This is a genomic window from Caballeronia sp. GACF4 (genome assembly GCF_023631025.1).
Classification (GTDB): Bacteria; Pseudomonadota; Gammaproteobacteria; order Burkholderiales; family Burkholderiaceae; genus Caballeronia.
Genome location: NZ_JALQDW010000024.1, coordinates 1 through 18,720, shown reverse-complemented (window position 1 = coordinate 18,720; position 18,720 = coordinate 1). Strand labels below are relative to the sequence as shown.

At 63.3% G+C, this 18,720-nt stretch carries 21 protein-coding genes; 9 read left to right on the top strand and 12 right to left on the bottom strand.

The genetic code is table 11. The features are described from left to right. Window positions 1–12: 12 nt before the first annotated feature. From trbK to NCR40_RS22040, 11 genes are all read right to left on the bottom strand, one after another. Window positions 13–240 carry an entry exclusion lipoprotein TrbK gene (gene trbK / locus NCR40_RS22090; protein ID WP_000644148.1) on the bottom strand — a complete coding sequence of 76 codons (228 nt, stop codon included), beginning with the start codon at window positions 238–240 and terminating at the stop codon, window positions 13–15. Between the two features lie 9 nt (window positions 241–249). After that, window positions 250–1,014, bottom strand: a complete 765-nt coding sequence (gene trbJ, locus NCR40_RS22085) for a P-type conjugative transfer protein TrbJ (RefSeq protein ID WP_010890135.1) — start codon at window positions 1,012–1,014, stop codon at window positions 250–252. A 20-nt stretch (window positions 1,015–1,034) separates the two neighbouring features. Further along, window positions 1,035–2,456, bottom strand: a complete 1,422-nt coding sequence (locus NCR40_RS22080; protein WP_011114050.1) for a TrbI/VirB10 family protein — start codon at window positions 2,454–2,456, stop codon at window positions 1,035–1,037. A 4-nt stretch (window positions 2,457–2,460) separates the two neighbouring features. Next, a complete protein-coding gene (locus NCR40_RS22075) occupies window positions 2,461–2,949 on the bottom strand; it encodes a conjugal transfer lipoprotein TrbH (protein ID WP_006122479.1) in 489 nt (162 codons plus the stop codon). Window positions 2,950–2,951: 2 nt separating this feature from the next. After that, window positions 2,952–3,851, bottom strand: coding sequence for a P-type conjugative transfer protein TrbG (trbG, locus tag NCR40_RS22070; RefSeq protein ID WP_006122480.1), 900 nt, complete (start codon window positions 3,849–3,851; stop codon window positions 2,952–2,954). 17 nt (window positions 3,852–3,868) lie between these two features. After that, entirely contained in the window at window positions 3,869–4,651 is a 783-nt protein-coding gene (locus tag NCR40_RS22065; protein ID WP_011114048.1) for a conjugal transfer protein TrbF, read from the bottom strand. Continuing rightward, the gene (locus NCR40_RS22060; protein ID WP_011114047.1) at window positions 4,648–7,206 is read right to left on the bottom strand and encodes a VirB4 family type IV secretion/conjugal transfer ATPase; all 2,559 of its coding nucleotides are present in this window, start codon (window positions 7,204–7,206) and stop codon (window positions 4,648–4,650) included. The genes NCR40_RS22065 and NCR40_RS22060 overlap by 4 nt, the downstream gene beginning before the upstream one ends. Then, window positions 7,203–7,514 (bottom strand): conjugal transfer protein TrbD, encoded by a 312-nt coding sequence (locus NCR40_RS22055; protein WP_001207961.1) that lies wholly within the window; start codon window positions 7,512–7,514, stop codon window positions 7,203–7,205. The genes NCR40_RS22060 and NCR40_RS22055 overlap by 4 nt, the downstream gene beginning before the upstream one ends. A gap of 3 nt (window positions 7,515–7,517) precedes the next feature. After that, window positions 7,518–7,982, bottom strand: a complete 465-nt coding sequence (gene trbC / locus NCR40_RS22050; RefSeq protein ID WP_011114046.1) for a conjugal transfer system pilin TrbC — start codon at window positions 7,980–7,982, stop codon at window positions 7,518–7,520. A 16-nt stretch (window positions 7,983–7,998) separates the two neighbouring features. Next, a complete protein-coding gene (trbB, locus tag NCR40_RS22045) occupies window positions 7,999–8,961 on the bottom strand; it encodes a P-type conjugative transfer ATPase TrbB (protein WP_000132020.1) in 963 nt (320 codons plus the stop codon). A 309-nt stretch (window positions 8,962–9,270) separates the two neighbouring features. Further along, the gene (locus NCR40_RS22040) at window positions 9,271–9,633 is read right to left on the bottom strand and encodes a transcriptional regulator (protein WP_011114045.1); all 363 of its coding nucleotides are present in this window, start codon (window positions 9,631–9,633) and stop codon (window positions 9,271–9,273) included. A 113-nt stretch (window positions 9,634–9,746) separates the two neighbouring features. Here NCR40_RS22040 and NCR40_RS22035 point away from each other — a divergent pair, with 113 nt between their 5' ends. After that, complete coding sequence (locus NCR40_RS22035) at window positions 9,747–10,088, top strand: single-stranded DNA-binding protein (protein WP_000019167.1); 342 nt, start codon at window positions 9,747–9,749, stop codon at window positions 10,086–10,088. A gap of 46 nt (window positions 10,089–10,134) precedes the next feature. After that, window positions 10,135–11,355, top strand: coding sequence for a plasmid replication initiator TrfA (gene trfA, locus NCR40_RS22030; protein WP_011114072.1), 1,221 nt, complete (start codon window positions 10,135–10,137; stop codon window positions 11,353–11,355). 112 nt (window positions 11,356–11,467) lie between these two features. Here trfA and merR read toward each other — a convergent pair whose 3' ends face one another. Continuing rightward, window positions 11,468–11,902, bottom strand: coding sequence for a mercury resistance transcriptional regulator MerR (gene merR, locus NCR40_RS22025; protein ID WP_003131969.1), 435 nt, complete (start codon window positions 11,900–11,902; stop codon window positions 11,468–11,470). 71 nt (window positions 11,903–11,973) lie between these two features. Here merR and merT point away from each other — a divergent pair, with 71 nt between their 5' ends. The 7 genes from merT (at window position 11,974) to NCR40_RS21990 (ending at window position 18,577) form a co-directional block, all read left to right on the top strand. Next, window positions 11,974–12,324, top strand: coding sequence for a mercuric ion transporter MerT (gene merT, locus NCR40_RS22020; protein ID WP_003131974.1), 351 nt, complete (start codon window positions 11,974–11,976; stop codon window positions 12,322–12,324). Between the two features lie 12 nt (window positions 12,325–12,336). After that, window positions 12,337–12,612 (top strand): mercury resistance system periplasmic binding protein MerP, encoded by a 276-nt coding sequence (gene merP / locus NCR40_RS22015; RefSeq protein ID WP_003131987.1) that lies wholly within the window; start codon window positions 12,337–12,339, stop codon window positions 12,610–12,612. A gap of 71 nt (window positions 12,613–12,683) precedes the next feature. After that, window positions 12,684–14,369 carry a mercury(II) reductase gene (merA, locus tag NCR40_RS22010; protein WP_003158917.1) on the top strand — a complete coding sequence of 562 codons (1,686 nt, stop codon included), beginning with the start codon at window positions 12,684–12,686 and terminating at the stop codon, window positions 14,367–14,369. Between the two features lie 17 nt (window positions 14,370–14,386). Next, entirely contained in the window at window positions 14,387–14,752 is a 366-nt protein-coding gene (merD, locus tag NCR40_RS22005) for a mercury resistance co-regulator MerD (RefSeq protein ID WP_000995360.1), read from the top strand. Next, complete coding sequence (merE, locus tag NCR40_RS22000) at window positions 14,749–14,985, top strand: broad-spectrum mercury transporter MerE (RefSeq protein WP_003132004.1); 237 nt, start codon at window positions 14,749–14,751, stop codon at window positions 14,983–14,985. The genes merD and merE overlap by 4 nt, the downstream gene beginning before the upstream one ends. Next, complete coding sequence (locus tag NCR40_RS21995; RefSeq protein WP_441301351.1) at window positions 14,982–15,563, top strand: EAL domain-containing protein; 582 nt, start codon at window positions 14,982–14,984, stop codon at window positions 15,561–15,563. The genes merE and NCR40_RS21995 overlap by 4 nt, the downstream gene beginning before the upstream one ends. Window positions 15,564–15,661: 98 nt before the next feature. Continuing rightward, window positions 15,662–18,577 (top strand): Tn3-like element IS1071 family transposase, encoded by a 2,916-nt coding sequence (locus tag NCR40_RS21990; RefSeq protein WP_003049965.1) that lies wholly within the window; start codon window positions 15,662–15,664, stop codon window positions 18,575–18,577. Window positions 18,578–18,720: the final 143 nt, after the last annotated feature.

The following is an 18,720-nucleotide window of genomic DNA, read 5'->3' as shown; positions in this document are numbered from 1 at the left end:
ATCGTCAGCACCTCACCATTCGCGTTTCGGGCTGGGCTTGAAATCCCCACCACGACGCAAGCACAGCGACGAAAAAGCCTGCTGGACGCCCTTGTCCTCGATCTTGGCGATGTTCTCGGGCTTGCAGTTCTCGTCGTTCACTTCCGGCATGGGGGCCGTGGCCGGCTTGTTGTCGCAGCCGGCGACCAAGGCCGCCACGAGGGCGGCCGAGGCCAAGGACAGAGCCTTGATTGCTTTCATGAATCCCCCTTACCAGGTGCGCGCCGGGCTGGCCCGGTAGCTGCCCTGGCGCAGTTGTGCGGCCGCTGCCGCCTGCTGGGCTTCCTTGTCGGCGTCGGCCTGCATCTTGGTTGCCATCGCGTTCTGCTGCGCGATCAGCAGGCCACGAATCTGCAAGAGCTGGTTGGCCTGCTGGCTGGCGAGCTGGTTGGCGTAGCCGATGGCCTGCATTTGGCCCTGCGCGCCCTGCGCTGCCGATTGAAGACGCTGCAACGTCGCTGCATCGGCCGTGAGATTCGTTTGCTGCCTATCGAGGCCCTTGAACAAGGCATCGTTGGCCTTCTTCTGCGACTCGCTCGCGAGCTGGGCCACATTCCGAAGTGCTGCGCGTTCCGCGTCGGAGCACCCTGCCGCCGTAAAGCACGGCGAGTTCTTGTAGTAGTTCACGTCCTGGAACTTGCCGATGTAGCTGTCCAGGCTGCCGAGTTGGGTCTTGTAGTAATCCAGCGTGTTGACCGCGTTCATCAACCCGTTGATGGTCGATTGCGCCTGATCCCAGATATACGCGGCCGGGGCCATCGTGTTCTGGAGTTGGTTTTGATACTGCTGGAGCTGGGTGCTGTACTGCTCAATTTGCTTGAGCGTCTGGGCCACCGATTCGATGGCCGTCATGATGTTCTGCGACAGGTTGGTGCCGTCGATGACGGGGATGCCAGCCTGCACAGGTGTGACCGCCAGCGTGCTCGAAACAGCAATGACGAGGGCCAATTTAGCGGCTAAAAACTTCGGCTTCATGGTGCTTTTCTCCTATGGCGTTAGTAATCGAAGGAACGGTACGGCTTGGAAAACGTCATGTCCTTCGTGACCACGACGTTGAAGCGATACCCCGGCCGAATTTCCAGCGTCGGCGAAATGCTCAGGTTCTTGGCGATGAGTTGCGCCGTAACCTGGCCGAGCTGCTGGCCGAGGGCTTCGCTTAGGGCACTGCTGGCGCTCGGTGCGCCATAGGTGTTTGTGGCCTGGTTCTGGCGTTGGCTGTAGGTGATGCCTGCTGTCACGCCGGACATGAGGAAGGCCGAGCCGAACAGGCGCACATAGTGGTTGTTCACCTGGTCGTGGAAGCCCGCGTATCCCGCGCTGTCCGCGCCTGGCATCGCGCCAATGTCCATCGCCTTGCCATCGGGGAACACGATGCGTTGCCACGCAACCAGCACGCGCGCTTGGCCGTAGGCCACGTCGCTCGAATACGAGCCGACGAGGCGCGATCCCTGCGGGATCAACAGGTGCTTGCCGGTCGGTGTGTCGTACACGTCCTGCGCGACCTGGGCCATGATTTGGCCCGGCAGATCGGAGTTGATGCCCGAAATGAGCGTGGCCGGCACGACGAAGCCCGCGCGCAGCTCGAACGGTGTGCGCGGCGCTTCCGGCTGCGAATCCAGCTTCCAGCGGTCGCCCTGCCCACCTTGGCCGAACTGCGCCATGCTGTTGCGCCCGCCGCCGCTGGTCGAGGTTTGCAGGAGCTGCGGCGCACCGCCCGCGCCCATGCCGCCGGCGGCCGGAGCCGCGCCGCCACCACCGACGCCCATGCCGCGAATCTGCGCCAGGCGTGCTTGATAGGCGGCGGTCGGATCGTTGCTGCGCTGCGCGTCGATTTGCTGCTGCACCGCTGCGATGCGGTTCAGCATTTCATCGCGCGTCTGCGGCGTGCCGGTGTAGGTGCTCGGGCCACCCGGCGCGGAGCCGTTGCTACGCGGGGCATCCACGCGCACGGTGGTCTTGGCCTTCACGGCTTCGCCGAACATCTGCATCTTCGCCATGCGGATGCGCTGGGCCTCGTCGTCGTTCACCGGCTGGCCCGGGTTGCCGGGGTTGGCCGGCGGGGCCGGCGGCGCGTCCGGGTTGGACGGCCGCGCGATCTCCAGCGGAGCCGACGCCGGGCCGGTCGGCATGTCGGGCACCTTGAGCGGGCTTGCCGGCTCGATCAAGCCGCCGGTCTTGTCGCCTGCGATCTCCTTGGCGAACATCGACGTGTTGCCGGCCTTCTCCTTGGGGCCGTCCGCCGGCGCGTTCTGCTTGGCCGCGCGATCCGCCGCGACCAGGGCCATGACCAGCACGAACGACAGCAGGACGCCGCCGAGGATGTACATGGGCATGTTGTTGACGCGACGGACGCCCGCCTTCTTGGACACTTCGCCAGGCGAAGCGTCAGGTGCCATCTGATCGGCGTTTTCTGTCATGGCGTCACTCCTTGCGCACCCAGTACCCGGCCGGCGCGAACGTGCCGTTTTGCGCCAGGTAAGGGCGGGTGATGGATTGATTGCCGACCATCAAGGTCAGGCGGTACAGGTTCGAGTCGCCAGCCTGGTCGAGCACGTAGCGCAACGGCAGGCCGCCCGACGCGGCCGTGGTGGCCGGTGCGCTCGCCTGCGATGCCGCCGAGGCCGGGGCCTGCGTGGAAGCGCCGGCCGGGGCGTACTCCAGGAGGGCATAGCCCTTGTCGCGCAGCGACTTGACGAGCGCCTGGCCGAACGGATCGGGCGTCGGCTGTTGCAGCTCCAGGCGCGTGCGCGCCGGCGCGTACAGCGTGGCGAGCTGCTGCACCGCGTCGGTGGCGAGCTTCTGCTGATCGAGCGCGGCCGACTGGACGAAGTTGCCGTACTGGCTGGTGGTTGCGCAGCCGCCGAGGCCCAGGGCGAGGGCGAGCAGCGCGAGAGAGACGATCTTGCGCATGGTCACTTCCTCCGGCTGATGGTCACGCGGTCTTGGCTACTGCCAACACCGGCAATCAGGATCGCGCGGTCAAACACCGTGTCCACGATGTAGCGATTGCCCTGCACGCGGTAATTGACCAGCACCGTTTCGTCGTCGGTGAACAAGCCGCCCTCTTTGCGCACGACCAGGAGCGTCGGCGCTTCGGTCTGCTGCATCGTGCCGGGCATTTCGATGATGGTCTTGCGGCCATCGTTGTAGACGCGCACAGGCTTCCAGCTCGCCGACCCGGACAGCTCATAGTCGAACGAGAGATCGCCCAGGTACTCGCCCGTCGCCGGCAGGGTGTTGTCGGTGCGTTCCTGCTTCTCGCGGCGCTGGATCGCGTCCCACTTGGCTTGCGCTTCCTCGGGGTACGTGAACGAGACTTGCGGCATGTACTCGGTGCGATGCGAGCGCAGGCGGAAGTGGTAGCTGCGGCGGTTCGTGGTCACAACCAGGCTGGTTTCGAGGCCCACGTCCATCGGCTTGATGATGAGGTGCTGAACCTCGGTCGCGCCGCTGCCGGTGATGGCCGGTTCCACCGTCCACCTGGCCGTGTCGCCCAGGTTGATCGAGTTCACTTGTTCGCCGGGCTGCAAGGCCACGTCGCACACCTGGAGCACCGCGCAAACGATGCTCGGCTGCTGCGCGCCGTACACGAACTTGATGGCACCGCCCGAGCCGGCCACCGGCTTGATGCCGGTCGCCGACCCCGCTTCCCACCGTTTGGCGATGGCGAGCGCCGCGCGCTCTTGAGCGGTCAGCGTCGGGTTGGTCTTGTTGAAATACTTGTCGGCAATGTCGTCGCCAGGGGCGGCCAGAGCCAGGGAGGGCACCGCCACAGCAGCGCCCACGATCAAAGCGGAGAGGGTTTTCTTCATGGTGGATGACCTCGAATTCATTGGATGCGGGACCAGGAGTAATCACGCACGTAGATGCTCAACGGGTTGTTCCGCAGTTGCTCATCGGTGGTGTTGGGCGTGACCTCGGCGATGTAGGTAGTCACGAGCGCGCGCCAGGTGACGGGCTGACCTTTCAGCGTGCCTTGGCGGTCGCGCGTGGTTTCCACCCACTCGACTTGCCAGGTGTCGGGCGTTTGCGGGATGACGGTCTTGATCTCGACGCTGACCATTTCCTTCTCGGCGCGCTTGAACGGGCTGGAATCGGGCGTGCCGTTCAACCACTCGTTCATCTTTGGCGTCGCCGGATCGTTGGGGGCGAGCATCGAGTACGCCTTGAACACGCACTTGCGCTGCAAGGCCACGTCAGGCGACACCATGCGCGCGCAGCTCATCCAGTCCGCAACGGCGGCGTGGATGACACGCGGATCGGCCTTCCCTGCGGCCTGCACCGGGCCGGCGGCCACCGTCTGGCCCAGCTTGTCCACCTCGACCACGTAGGGGATGAACTTCGACTGGCTGCCGATGTGGATCACGCCACCCACGCCGGCCAGCGCGATCAACAGCGACAGGATGCCTATCACCTGCCAGGTTTGGCGCTGCGAGACGACGCTGCCCACGTGATCGTTCCAGGTGCGGCGCGCGGCCAGGTAGGGGTTCTCGGCCTCGCCCGCACGGCGGCCGCCGGCGAGCGGTTCCTTCGAGCGGCGCGGATCGCGCGGCTCGGCGGAGTTGGCGGGCTTCTTGAAGATCAAGCCCTTGAGGGTGTCGGCGATGCTCATGCGGCCTCCAGGTAGTCGTTGAGATTCAGCCCACGGCCGGCCAGCCACTCATGCACCCATTCGTGGCCGAACTTGGCTTCGAGGCTCTTGATGGTGGCGACCGATTCCTTGTCGGACGCACCGACGAAGGCCAGGGCCATCGGCCCCAGGGCAAGGTCATAGAGACGGCGGCCGTTCTCCGAGACGTAGTAGTACTGACGCTTCGGAATGGCAGTCGCCAGGATTTCGATCTGACGCGCGTTGAGGCCCATACGGCGATAGAGCGCCGATGTGTCCTCATCCCTGGCGTAGACGTTAGGCAGGAAAATCTTGGTCGCGGTCGATTCCACGATCACGTCCAAGATGCCCGAGTTGGCCGCGTCGGAGAGGCTTTGCGTCGCCATCAGCACAAGGCAGTTGGCCTTGCGCAGCACCTTGAGCCATTCCCTGATCTTGGCGCGGAACGCGGGGTGGCCCAGCATCAACCAGGCTTCGTCCAGGATGATGACGGAGGGCTGGCCTTTCAGTGCGCGCTCGATGCGGCGGAACAGGTAGAGCAGCACCGGCAGCGCGAACTTCTCGCCCAGGTTCATCAGCTCTTCGATCTCGAACACCGTGAAGTCGGACAGCGACAGGCCGTCCTCTTCGGCGTCGAGCAGGTGGCCCATCGAGCCGTCCACCGTGTACTGCTTGATGGCCTCGCGGATCGCCTCGTCCTGAATCGTCACCGAGAACTCGGAGAGCGTGCGCGCGCCGCTGGCGTGCATGCTCATGATCGCGTTGCCGATCTCGTTGCGCTGCGCCGGCGTGGTGTTGACGCCGTTCAACGCCAGGATGGTGTCGATCCACTCCATCGCCCAGGCCCTATCCCCCTTCGTTTCGAGGAACTGGAGCGGGCAGAACGCCAGGCGGTCATCGTCGGCGGCCACCGTGAAATGCAGGCCGCTCTTGCCCTTCGTGGCCGCGCGGATGCCGGCCGCGAGTGGGTACATCGACATGCCCTTGTCGAAGGCGTAGATCGACATGCCGGCGTAGCGACGGAGCTGCGCGGCGATGATGCCCAGGTGCGTCGATTTGCCTGCGCCGGTCGGGCCGAACATGAAGGTGTGGCCCAGGTCGCGCACGTGCAGGTTCAGGCGGAACGGCGTAGCGCCCACCGTCACGCAGTGCATGAGCGCCGGCGACAGCGGCGGGTACATCGGGCACGGAGCCGTGGCGCTGCCCGTCCAGATCGAGCTTGTCGGCAGCAGGTCGGCCAGGTTCATCGTGTTGATGAGCGGCCGGCGCACGTTCTCGACGCCGTGGCCGGGCAAGCTGCCCAGGTACGCATCGAGCGTGTTGATCGTCTCGATACGGGCCGCGAAGGCCAGGCGGTTGACGGCCTTCTCGACCAGGAGCGCGGAGGCCGCCAGGCGCTCCCGATCCTCGTCCATCAGCACGACTACGCTGGTGTAGTAGCCGGCCGCCACCAAGCCGCTGTTGACCTCGGCGATGGCCGCCTCGGCGTCGCCGACCATCGCGGCCGCGTCCTGGTTGATCGAGCCGGTATTCGTGTTGAACACCTGATCGAAGAAGCCGCGAATCTTCTGCTTCCACTTCTTGCGGAACTTGTCCAGGTGCTTCAAGGACTCGTGCTGATCCATGAAGATGAAGCGGCTCGACCAGCGGTATTCGCTGGGCAGCTCGGCCAGGGCCGAGAGCACCCCAGGCGTTGACTCCAAGGGGAAGCCTTCGATGGCGACCACCTGGATGAACTTGCGCCCGATCTTGGGCACGACGCCGCCCCACAGCTCTTGCCCGCCGATTACCGCATCGAGGTACATCGGATTGCTGGGCAGCATGACCGGGTGATGGAGGCCCGTCACGCAGAACTGCAACCAGCTCAGGAAGTCATCGTGCGTGACTTCCCTGCCCTCTTCCGACACGACTTTTTGGCCGCGCAGGCGCGTCATCTTGACCGCCGAGGACAGGCGCGATTCCAGGCTGGTGATCTCGCGCTTGAACTGCGCAATCAGGCCCGTAGTGCGCGCCGTATGGTCGGGAGCCACCGCATCGTCATCGAACATGAGTTCGACAAACTTGCGCTGGGCCAGCACTGGCGGGAACCACGTGACGGTCAGGACAAAGTAGCCCTCGAACATCGCGCCCAGGCCCTCGAACAAGCGCCGGCGTTCCTCGTCAATGGCGAAGGAAACGGAGTCGGGGAACGATGACACGCCCCGCTCCGAGTAGTTCGGCGCAGGCCGACGCACAGCATCGACATGCACCATCCAGCCGTTCCCCAGGCCCGCCAGGGCCTGGTTGATGCGGAACGACACCATTTCCCGCTGTTCCTCGGTGCTGCTGGCGTTGTCATCACCCTTGTACAGCCAGGCGGCCATAAAGGAGCCGTTCTTGCCCACGATCACGCCGTCATCGACCACGGCGGCGTAATTGAGCAGATCGGCCAGGCCGGCATCCTTGGCGCGATGCTTCTTGAGCTTCAGCTCGGCATCGACAGCCCGGATGCGGGCAAAGAGGATGAGCAACAGAACCGCACCGAGCACAGCAATGGCAATTGCGATTGCTTCGATCATTTGTATTGCTTCCCTTGACTCGGCGTGTTGTCACGGAAGGGCGTGCTGCGAGCCGGGTAGTACGGCTTGTACCGGCGGTGCCGCAGGTACACGTGTCGCAGCTTCGGATCGGCCTTCGCCATGAGGCGCAGCGCGAAGAGCGCGCCGAACCACAAGGCGATGCCGAACACCGTTGCCCTCACTTCTTGGGCGCTGAAAATCAGCGCGCCGGCCAGCAGGCCCGAGAACATCACCAGCTCACGATCCCCGCCCATGAACAGGTTTTCTCGGTTGCCGGCCCTACGGATGGGGATCGCGCGCAGAGCCATGACTTACCCCGCGATGTGGCCGCGCTCGGCCCAGCGCATGACGGCTTCGCCGGGGAAGCCGGCCACGTCCAGCGCGGCGACCTTGACCTGGTGCAGCGCGCCATCGGTCAGGGCGGCGATTTCCGCGCCACGGCCGAAGAACGTGCTCATCATGTTCTGCGCGCCGACCAGCAGGGCCATGACCAGGACGATGAAGATCAACGTGCGGAAGAAGCCGTTGAGTTCGCCGCCGAAGATCAGGATGCCGCCGGCGACCACGATGCCGATGATCGACAGCGCGAAGGCCACCGGGCCGGTGACGGAGTTGCGGAGGTTGGTCAGCCAGCTCTCATACGGCAGAGAGCCGCCGGTGCCCTCGGAGGCGAATGCGTGCTGGGGGGCCAGCAGGAAGAACGCCAGGAGGGCGAAGAGGCCCATGTAGAACAGGGCGTTGCGGTTGAGGCGGAATGCCGGGAAGGTTGCTTGCATTGGTCGTAACTCCTAGTCAGAGGGTTTTGGTGATGTACTGGCCGTTGGCGAACCCGGAAACCTCCAAGATTTCCTGGATGCGCCGCGAGCCTTCGACGCGGGCGATATGAACAACCACGTGAACCGCCTCGCCGATAAGCGGTTCAATGGGTTTCGGGGAATCGGGGTGCATGCTGATGAGCATGGCGAGCCGATCCAATCCAGCTTTGGCGTTGTTTGCGTGCAGGGTTGCAGCACCTCCTTCGTGCCCGGTGTTCCAGGCCATCAACAGATCAAGGGCTTCGGGGCCGCGCACCTCGCCGACCAGGATTCGGTCGGGGCGCATGCGGAGGGTGGTTTTCAGCAGCGCCGTCATGTTCACGTCGATGCTGGTGTGGTACTGGACGTAGTTCTCGGCGGCGCACTGGATTTCGCCGGTGTCCTCGATGATGAAAACCCGCTCGGTCGGGTCTTGAATCACCATCTCGTTGATGATCGCGTTCACCAGCGTGGTCTTGCCCGAGCCGGTGCCGCCGATCACAAGGATGTTCCGGTGCGCGCGCACCGCTGCAATCAATGCCTCGCGCTGCGGCGCGGTCATGATTCCGCGTTCGACGTACTGATCGAGCGTGAAGATGGCGACGGCCTTCTTCCGAATGGCGAAGGTGGGTGCGGGCACAACCGGCGGGAGCTGGCCGGCGAAGCGACTGCCATCAAGGGGCAGCTCGCCTTCCAGGATCGGCTTGGAGCGCGTGACTTCCTTGCCGTGGTAGCCCGCGATGGTTTCGATGATGGCTTGCGCCTGCGCGACGCGCAGCGTGCCGATGCACTTCATCGGCTCGCCCAGGCGTTCGAGCCAGAGCTTGCCGTCCGCGTTGAGCATGATTTCAACGGTCTTGGGATCGTTGAGGGCGGCCAGCAGCTCCGGCCCCATGTCGCGTTCGAGCTTCTTCTTCGCCCGTTCCTTGATGCTGTTGTGTTCTGGTTTCTGGTCGGTCATTCCGTATGCCCTGTATGCCGTTGCGTTTCGCGCATTCTACACAGGTTCATACGATATACCGAACTAATTTCGACCGCAACACCGAAGCGCACAAGGGTGACTTCGGCCGCGACGTTGCATCGCGGATTGCAGGGGCGAAAGAGGCGACAACGCGGCGCATGCTCCGTGCGCCCTCGCGCCGAACCCGTGGCGTTTGCGTTATGGGTTGTCCGGGGGTTGAGCCACCCCGGCGGGCTTTAGCGGCTAAAACTTGGCTGGCTCTTGTGGCTCAGTTCCGCGCCGCTTCCCTTCCCTTCTCACATCCTGGCGTCAACTCCCTCTAAGTTTCTTCCTTGTCGCTTCGCCCCACTTCTTGACGATGAACGCCTGGTGTTCTGGCAGCACGGCCGCCACGCGCTCGAAGCCTGGCGGCAGGCTTCGGGGTGCCTTGCCGCCGGCCAGGGTGTCAAGGGCTTCTTTGTCCAGGTCGGTCGATTCAAGCAGGAGCGGCAGGGGAGTTTCAAGGGCCTGCGCAATGTCCTCCATCACCTTTAGGGAGGGGTTGGCTTTGCCAGTAGTGAGATCGGACAGGAAGGAGATCGAAACCCCCGACCTGTCCGATAGCTCCTTTTTCGTCATGTGCCGCTCATCGAGCAGCCGGAGCACGTTCGTGAAGAAGATGTAGTTGTACAAGGCCCGTATGCCTTCTCGGTGCGGGCGGCAGAAAATTTTAGCCGCTAAAGTTCTTGACCACGGACGCAGGTTTAGCTAAACTGACGACTCCATTAGCGAAAGGAGCATGACGAATGAGCCACAACCTGTTCCAGTTTATCGGTAATCTTACCCGCGATACCGACGTTCGCCATAGCGAAAACAGCGCCCGCGCCGTTTTCGACCTGGCTGTCAATCGCGTGTGGCGCAACGCAGCCGGTGCGAAGCAGGAGCAGACGGACTTCTTCCGCATCAAGTCGTTCGGCGGCCTGGCCGAGAACGCGGGCAAGTACCTGGGCAAAGGCTCCAAGGTGTTCGTCCAGGGCCGCATCGAGCCGACGAAGTACGAGAAGGACGGCAAGACCGAATACGGCTTCGATTTCATCGCCGAGGAAATCGAATACCTGGACACCAAAGCGCCAGGCGGCGGCCAGTAAGGCCAGGCCCGGCCACGGCCGGGCAGTATGCTAGGAGGGAGATTAGATGCAGAACGAGTTCAACGAGCAGGAATACAGGCGCAAGCTCATCGAGGGCGGGCTTAGCGAAGCCGACGCCACCGACCTTGCCGCCCGTACCGCCGCCGCTCGCAGGGACTCGGGCAGCGCCGGCGGGGCCTTCCGCCCCGCCGGTTCCCTCTTCGAGCTGCCGGCCACGGCCGGCGACAACGAGGCGGCTTTGCCGCCGAAGCTACCGACGCCGGCAAGTGCCGCCGTCGAGCGATCCGAGCGCATGGCGCAGGAATCGGCCGAGCTTGCGCGCACGATGGGCCTGCCGCCCGAACCGCGCACCGCCGTGAACAAGATGGCCGAGCAGATCGGCGCGCTGGCCCAGGACAAACGGAGTAGTGCGATGGCGACCAAGAAGCGAACGGCCGGCGGTGAGCTGGCCGAGAAGGTCAGCGAGGCCAAGCAGACGGCCTTGCTCAAGCACACGAAGCAGCAGATCAAGGACATGCAGCTCTCGCTGTTCGACCTGGCTCCCTGGCCGGATCACATGCGGGCACTGCCCAACGACTTCGGGCGGTCGGCGATCTTCACCGTCCGCAACAAGAAGGTGCCGCGCGCCGCGCTGCAAGGCCAGTCGATCTACCACGTCAACAAAGACGTGGAGATCACCTACACCGGGATCGAGCTGCGCGCCGACGACGACGAGCTGGTATTCGCCCAGGTGCTGGAGTACGCGAAGCGCACCGCGCTCGGAGAGCCGGTTTCCTTCACGTTCTACGAGCTTTGCCAGGACTTGGACTGGTCAATCAACGGTCGGTACTACACAAGGGCCGAGGAATGCCTGACGCGGCTCCAGGCGTCGGCCATGCAGTTCTCATCCCAACGCATCGGCCGGCTCGAATCGGTGTCGCTGATCCGGCGCTTCCGCGTCCTGGATCGCGGCAAGCGCACGTCGCGCTGCCAGGTCGAGATCGACGCCGAAATCGTGGTGCTGTTCGCCGGCGACCACTACACGAAATTCGTGTGGGAGAAGTACCGCAAGCTGTCGCCCACCGCGCGGCGCATGTTCGACTACTTCGCCACCCACAAGGAGCCGTACCCGCTCAAGCTGGAGACGTTCCGGCTGATGTGCGGCTCGGATTCCACCCGGCCGAAGAAGTGGCGCGAGCAGGTAGGCGAAGCGTGCGACGAGCTGCGCGAAAACGGCCTGGTCGAAAGTGCGTGGGTGAACGACGACCTGGTGCATTGCAAGCGGTGATCGCCCCCCTGCCCTCCCCTGGAGCCGCCCGAGATCGAGGCGGCTTTTTTTCTCGAGCATCGCCACTTCCGGCGAGGCAGGGGTCGTCTCAGAAAACGGAAAATAAAGCACGCTAAGGCATAGCCGAACCTGCCAAGCTTGCTCCACCCTGTAGTGACGCGATCAGCGGGCAGGAAACGTTCCCCCTTCGCGCATGGCAGGCGCACACCAACTCAGACAGCACGGCCTCCATGCGCGCCAGGTCAGCCATTTTCTCGCGCACGTCCTTGAGCTTGTGCTCGGCCAGACTGCTGGCTTCCTCGCAATGGGTGCCATCCTCCAGCCGCAGCAGCTCGGCGATCTCATCCAGGCTGAAGCCCAGCCGCTGGGCTGATTTCACGAAGCGCACCCGCGTTACATCCGCCTCGCCATAGCGGCGGATGCTGCCATAGGGCTTGTCAGGCTCCAGCAACAAGCCCTTGCGCTGATAGAAACGGATGGTCTCCACATTGACCCCGGCCGCCTTGGCGAAAACGCCAATGGTCAGGTTCTCCAAATTGTTTTCCATATCGCTTGACTCCGTACATGAGTACGGAAGTAAGGTTACGCTATCCAATTTCAATTCGAAAGGACAAGCGCATGTCTGAACCAAAAACCGGGCGCGGCGCGCTCTTCACTGGAGGGCTTGCCGCCATCCTCGCCTCGGCTTGCTGCCTCGGGCCGTTGGTTCTGATCGCCTTGGGGTTCAGCGGCGCTTGGATCGGCAACTTGGCGGTGTTGGAACCCTATCGCCCCATCTTTATCGGCGTGGCGCTGGTGGCGTTGTTCTTCGCCTGGCGGCGCATCTACCGGCAGGCAGCGGCCTGCAAACCGGGTGAGGTCTGCGCGATTCCCCAAGTGCGAGCTACTTACAAGCTCATTTTCTGGATCGTGGCCGCGCTGGTTCTGGTCGCGCTCGGATTTCCCTACGTCATGCCATTTTTCTACTGATCGGAGTTCACCATGAAGAAACTGTTTGCCTCCCTCGCCCTCGCCGCCGTTGTTGCCCCCGTCTGGGCCGCCACCCAGACCGTCACGCTGTCCGTACCGGGCATGACCTGCTCCGCCTGCCCGATCACTGTCAAGAAGGCGATTTCCAAGGTCGAAGGCGTCAGCAAAGTTGACGTGACTTTCGAGACACGCCAAGCGGTCGTCACCTTCGACGATGCCAAGACCAGCGTGCAGAAGCTGACCAAGGCAACCGCAGACGCGGGCTATCCGTCCAGCGTCAAGCAGTGAGTCACTGAAAACGGCACCGCAGCACAACGGACGTCATTGTCTGGCGCCACAAACGATAAAGGATCTGTTGCATGACCCATCTAAAAATCACCGGCATGACTTGCGACTCGTGCGCGGCGCACGTCAAGGAAGCGCTGGAAAAAGTGCCAGGCGTGCAGTCGGCGCTGGTGTCCTATCCGAAGGGCACAGCGCAACTCGCCATCGTGCCGGGCACATCGCCGGACGCGCTGACTGCCGCCGTGGCCGGACTGGGCTACAAGGCAACGCTAGCCGATGCGCCACTGGCGGACAACCGCGTCGGACTGCTCGACAAGGTGCGGGGATGGATGGCCGCCGCCGAAAAGCACAGTGGCAACGAGCCCCCGGTGCAGGTAGCGGTCATTGGCAGCGGTGGAGCCGCGATGGCGGCGGCGCTGAAAGCCGTCGAGCAAGGCGCGCAGGTCACGCTGATCGAGCGCGGCACCATCGGCGGCACCTGCGTCAATGTCGGCTGTGTGCCGTCCAAGATCATGATCCGCGCCGCCCACATCGCCCATCTGCGCCGGGAAAGCCCGTTCGATGGCGGTATTGCGGCAACTGTGCCTACGATTGACCGCAGTAAGCTGCTGGCCCAGCAGCAGGCCCGCGTCGACGAACTGCGGCACGCCAAGTACGAAGGCATCCTGGGCGGTAATCCGGCCATCACCGTTGTGCACGGTGAGGCGCGCTTCAAGGACGACCAGAGCCTTACCGTCCGTTTGAACGAGGGTGGCGAGCGCGTCGTGATGTTCGACCGCTGCCTGGTCGCCACGGGTGCCAGCCCGGCGGTCCCGCCGATTCCGGGCTTGAAAGAGTCACCCTACTGGACTTCCACCGAGGCCCTGGCGAGCGACACCATTCCCGAACGCCTTGCCGTAATCGGCTCGTCGGTGGTGGCGCTGGAGCTGGCGCAAGCCTTTGCCCGGCTGGGCAGCAAGGTCACGGTCCTGGCGCGCAATACCTTGTTCTTCCGTGAAGACCCGGCCATCGGCGAGGCGGTGACAGCCGCTTTCCGTGCCGAGGGCATCGAGGTGCTGGAGCACACGCAAGCCAGCCAGGTCGCCCATATGGACGGTGAATTCGTGCTGACCACCACGCACGGTGAATTGCGCGCCGACAAACTGCTGGTTGCCACCGGTCGGACACCGAACACGCGCAGCCTCGCGCTGGACGCAGCGGGGGTCACTGTCAATGCGCAAGGTGCCATCGCCATCGACCAAGGCATGCGCACGAGCAACCCGAACATCTACGCGGCCGGCGACTGCACCGACCAGCCGCAGTTCGTCTATGTGGCGGCAGCGGCCGGCACCCGTGCCGCGATCAACATGACCGGCGGCGATGCGGCGCTCGACCTGACCGCAATGCCGGCCGTGGTGTTCACCGATCCGCAAGTGGCGACCGTGGGCTACAGCGAGGCGGAAGCCCACCACGACGGGATCGAGACCGACAGCCGCACCTTGACCTTGGACAACGTGCCGCGTGCGCTCGCCAACTTCGACACACGCGGCTTCATCAAGTTGGTTATCGAGGAAGGCAGCCATCGGCTGATCGGCGTACAGGCGGTCGCGCCGGAAGCGGGTGAACTGATCCAGACGGCGGCTCTGGCCATTCGCAACCGCATGACGGTGCAGGAACTGGCCGACCAGTTGTTCCCCTACCTGACGATGGTCGAGGGGTTGAAGCTCGCGGCGCAGACCTTCAACAAGGATGTGAAGCAGCTTTCCTGCTGCGCCGGGTGAGAAAAAGGAGGTGTTCAATGAACGCCTACACGGTGTCCCGGCTGGCTCTTGATGCCGGGGTGAGCGTGCATATCGTGCGCGACTACCTGCTGCGCGGATTGCTGCGCCCGGTGGCGTGCACACCAGGCGGCTACGGCTTGTTCGATGACGCCGCCTTGCAACGGCTGTGCTTCGTGCGGGCGGCCTTCGAGGCGGGCATCGGCCTCGACGCGCTGGCGCGGCTGTGCCGGGCGCTGGATGCGGCGGACGGCGACGAAGCGGCCGCGCAGCTTGCCCTGCTGCGTCAGTTCGTCGAGCGTCGGCGCGAAGCGTTGGCCGATCTGGAAGTGCAGTTGGCCACCCTGCCGACCGAGCCGGCACAGCACGCGGAGAGTCTGCCATGAACAACCCCGAGCGCTTGCCGTCCGAGACGCACAAACCGATCACCGGCTACCTGTGGGGCGGACTGGCTGTGCTGACTTGCCCCTGCCACCTGCCCATCCTCGCTGTCGTGCTGGCCGGCACAACCGCCGGTGCTTTCCTCGGCGAGCATTGGGTCATCGCGGCGCTCGGTTTGACCGGCCTGTTCCTTCTGTCCCTGTCGCGGGCGTTGCGGGCATTCAGGGAAAGAGAATGAGCGCTTTCCGGCCGGATGGATGGACGACGCCGGAACTGGCCCAAGCGGTCGAGCGCGGGCAGCTTGAACTGCACTACCAGCCCGTCGTCGATCTGCGCAGTGGTGGGATTGTCGGCGCGGAAGCCCTGTTGCGCTGGCGTCATCCGACGCTCGGGCTGCTGCCGCCCGGCCAGTTCCTGCCTGTGGTCGAATCGTCCGGCCTGATGCCGGAAATCGGTGCCTGGGTGCTGGGCGCAGCCTGCCGCCAGATGCGCGAGTGGCGGAAGCTGGCGTGGCAACCGTTCCGGCTGGCCGTCAATGTTTCGGCGAGCCAAGTGAGACCGGGTTTCGACGGGTGGGTAAAGGACATGCTGGCTGATGCCGAGTTGCCCGCCGAGTCTCTTGAAATCGAGCTGACCGAATCGGTCGCATTCGGTAATCCGGCGATCTTCCCCGCCCTGGAAGCCTTGCGACAGATCGGTGTGCGCTTCGCCGCCGATGACTTCGGCACCGGCTATTCCTGCCTGCAACACCTGAAGTGCTGCCCGATTAGGGGTCTCCTCGTTTTCAGTGCAATAAGTGACGGTACGCAAAGCTAGCACTGGCGCGGGGGTGGTCTGGGTAGACCGTTGATTTCATTGACTTTCCTGTTCGCTTTGTAAACGGGTATGGTGGCCTCCCACTTTTGAGGTTCACGATGCAGGGTTGGCACACAACGTTTTTGGGGATGCGTGGGCTCCCCCGCGATATCAGCGACTTCGAGATGAAGGCATTTTTCACCTTCGATGGTGCCGAGCGCGACGCAATCAATGCACGCCGAGGTGATTCCCACAAGCTTGGTCTGGCGCTCCATATTGGTTTCCTGCGCATGAGTGGGCGTTTGCTCGGTGCCTTTCGGGTAATTCCAGTAGCCTTGTGGCGCCACCTTGGCAACGAGCTTGGCATTGCAGCACCAGAAGTCGCCTCGCTGAGAGCCATGTATGAACGCGGGCGCACGCTATTCGATCACCAACAAGTAGCCTGCACGGTCCTTGGATTCCAGTGGATGAGCGAGCACCAGCGCCGCTCACTGGTACGTGAACTGCGCGACGAAGTGGCGCGCTGCGCCGACCGCGATCAGCTACTCGTGCGGGCGCGTCAATGGCTGTACAAGAACAAGCTGGTGATCGTGCACGAGCGGGCAATTCGGACACTGATTGCGGCGGCACTTGCCCAGCTTGAAGTTGAAACAGGCACCGCCATCGCCGCCAGCGTTGATCCAGCAACACTTGATCGCTGGCGAGCCTCAGTTTCAGAGCTGCGCCCAGATGGACAAACCCAGCAGAGTTGGCTATGGGCTGCACCGGCGAAACACTCAACCCGCCAAATCAGCGAGGTACTGGAGCGCATCGACCTGCTTTACACGCTGGACGTTCATAAGCACCTGGCAGACATCCCCGATCTCATCTTGCGCCGCTACGCGCGCCGACTTGTCTCCAGGCCGCCCTCAGCCGGAGCCAAGATCAAAGAGCCAGCGCGCACCGTGGAGGTCGCATGCTTTCTTCGGTATTGCCTGTTCACCACCACAGACCAGTTGATCCTTATGGTGCAGCGCCGGATCGCCGATCTGTGGCGTCAGGCTGCCGCCGATGTCCCCGCTACCGTCAATTGGGCCGCAATGTACAAAACGCTGCTCGGCGAACTTGTTGCCTTGAGCGCGCAAGGTGCGGTGCCAGATGCTGAGTTGCGTGCCCGTCTTGAAGCCTTGATCACCGAAACCCAGAAACGCAAACCACCGAGCAGGGCCTCCCTGGTCCGCGAGGGATTGATTGATGGAATTCGCCCCGTGCGGTCGTTGCTCGTCGCCATTGCAAAGCTGCCCTGGCAGGCCACCGGCGAGCATCCTGCCATCGAGTACCTTGCCAAGCTGCAAGCTTTATATCTCAAAGGATCCAGAAAGCTGCCAGTTGAAGTGGTGGCACCAAGTCTGGGAATGATCTGGCAGGTTTCGATCTCCAGCCCAGACCGGGAACGGGCGTTTCAGGCGTTGGAGGTGGCCACCCTGTTTGCCCTGCGCCGCGCGGTGCGCAATGGCTCGGTCTGGATTGAGCACAGCCTGAGCTTTCGGGGTCGTGCGCGCTTGTTCTTCACGGACGAGCGTTGGCAGGCAGAGTCCAAGAAACACTATGCCCGTCTATCGTTACCCAGCAAGGCTGCCACTTTCTTGAAGCCTTTGCTGGCCAGAGTAACTGCCGGTGTCGATGCGGTGGCCGCTGCAGCCCGCAGTGGCGTACTGCGCGTGGATGATGAACTCCATTTGTCGCCATTGCCCGCAGAGGACGAAGACCCAGAAGTGACCAAGCTGCGCGCGGCTTTGGATCACCGCATCGGTGAGGTTCAATTGCCGGAAGTGATTCTGGCCGTTGACGCCCAGGTGCGCTTTAGCTGGATCATGCTCGGACGTGAGCCGCGCTCTACCGACGAGCTGCTGATGGTCTATGCCGGCATCATGGCCCACGGCACCAGTCTGACTGCGGTCGAATGCGCGCGCATGATTCCGCAATTGTCTGCCACCAGCATTCGCCAGGCCATGCGCTGGGCGCGGGACGAACGGCGTCTGAGCCAGGCCTGCCAGGCTGTGCTGGAATTCATGCAGCGACACCCGATTGCCGCCACCTGGGGGCGGTCCGATTTGGCATCTTCTGACATGATGAGCATGGAGACCACCAAACGGGTGTGGCAAGCCCGGCTTGATCCTCGGCGCAACACACCTTCCATTGGAATCTACTCCCATGTAAAAGACCGGTGGGGCATCTTCCATGCGCAGCCCTTTGTGCTCAATGAGCGCCAGGCGGGCGTGGCCATTGAAGGTGTCATCCGCCAAGAAAAGCTGGAGACCAGCCAGCTTGCTGTGGATACCCATGGCTACACCGACTTTGCCATGTCACATGCCCGTTTGCTTGGTTTTGATCTTTGCCCGCGGTTGAAGGAACTCAAACAGCGCCACCTCTTTGTGCCACGCGGCACCAAAGTGCCCGCAGAAATCGCTGCGGTGTGCGAAGCCAATGTCGACGTCGCTTTGATCGAAAAGCATTGGGATAGTCTGGTGCACCTGGCAGCCTCGGTCATGAGCGGACATGCCAGTGCGGTGGCAGCTCTTGCGCGGTTCGGTTCTGCCGCCCAGGGCGATCCAATCTATGAGGCTGGCGTGCAATTGGGGCGGTTGCTGCGTACGGCGTTTTTGGCTGACTACTTTGTCAAGGACGCTTTCAGGAACGAGTTGCGCCGGGTGCTCAATCGGGGCGAGGCTGTTAACGCCCTCAAGCGCGCCATTTATACCGGCCGGATCAGCCCGGCGCAGGCCAAACGTGTCGATGAAATGCAGGCTGTGGCCGATGCGTTGAGCCTGATGGCCAACATCGTGATGGCGTGGAATACCTCACAGATGCAGGCGGTCCTGGATCGCTGGTCGAACCGCCGCCAGGTCATTCCACCGGAACTGATCGGGAAGATTGCGCCCACCAGGCTGGAGAGCATCAACTTGCGGGGTGTGTTTCGCTTCCCGGTTGACCGCTATGCTGACCAAATCCTGCCTTCGCGGCCAAATGCATCGATAACTGGCACCAATGGATGAAACCGACCACGGTTTGACGCCACGAATCGCAGATTTGAAAGTGAACAGGAAAGTCAATGAAATCAACGATCTACCAACACCACCTCCGCGCCAGTGCTAGCTTTTCGTACCGTCACTTATTGCACTGAAAACGAGGAGACCCC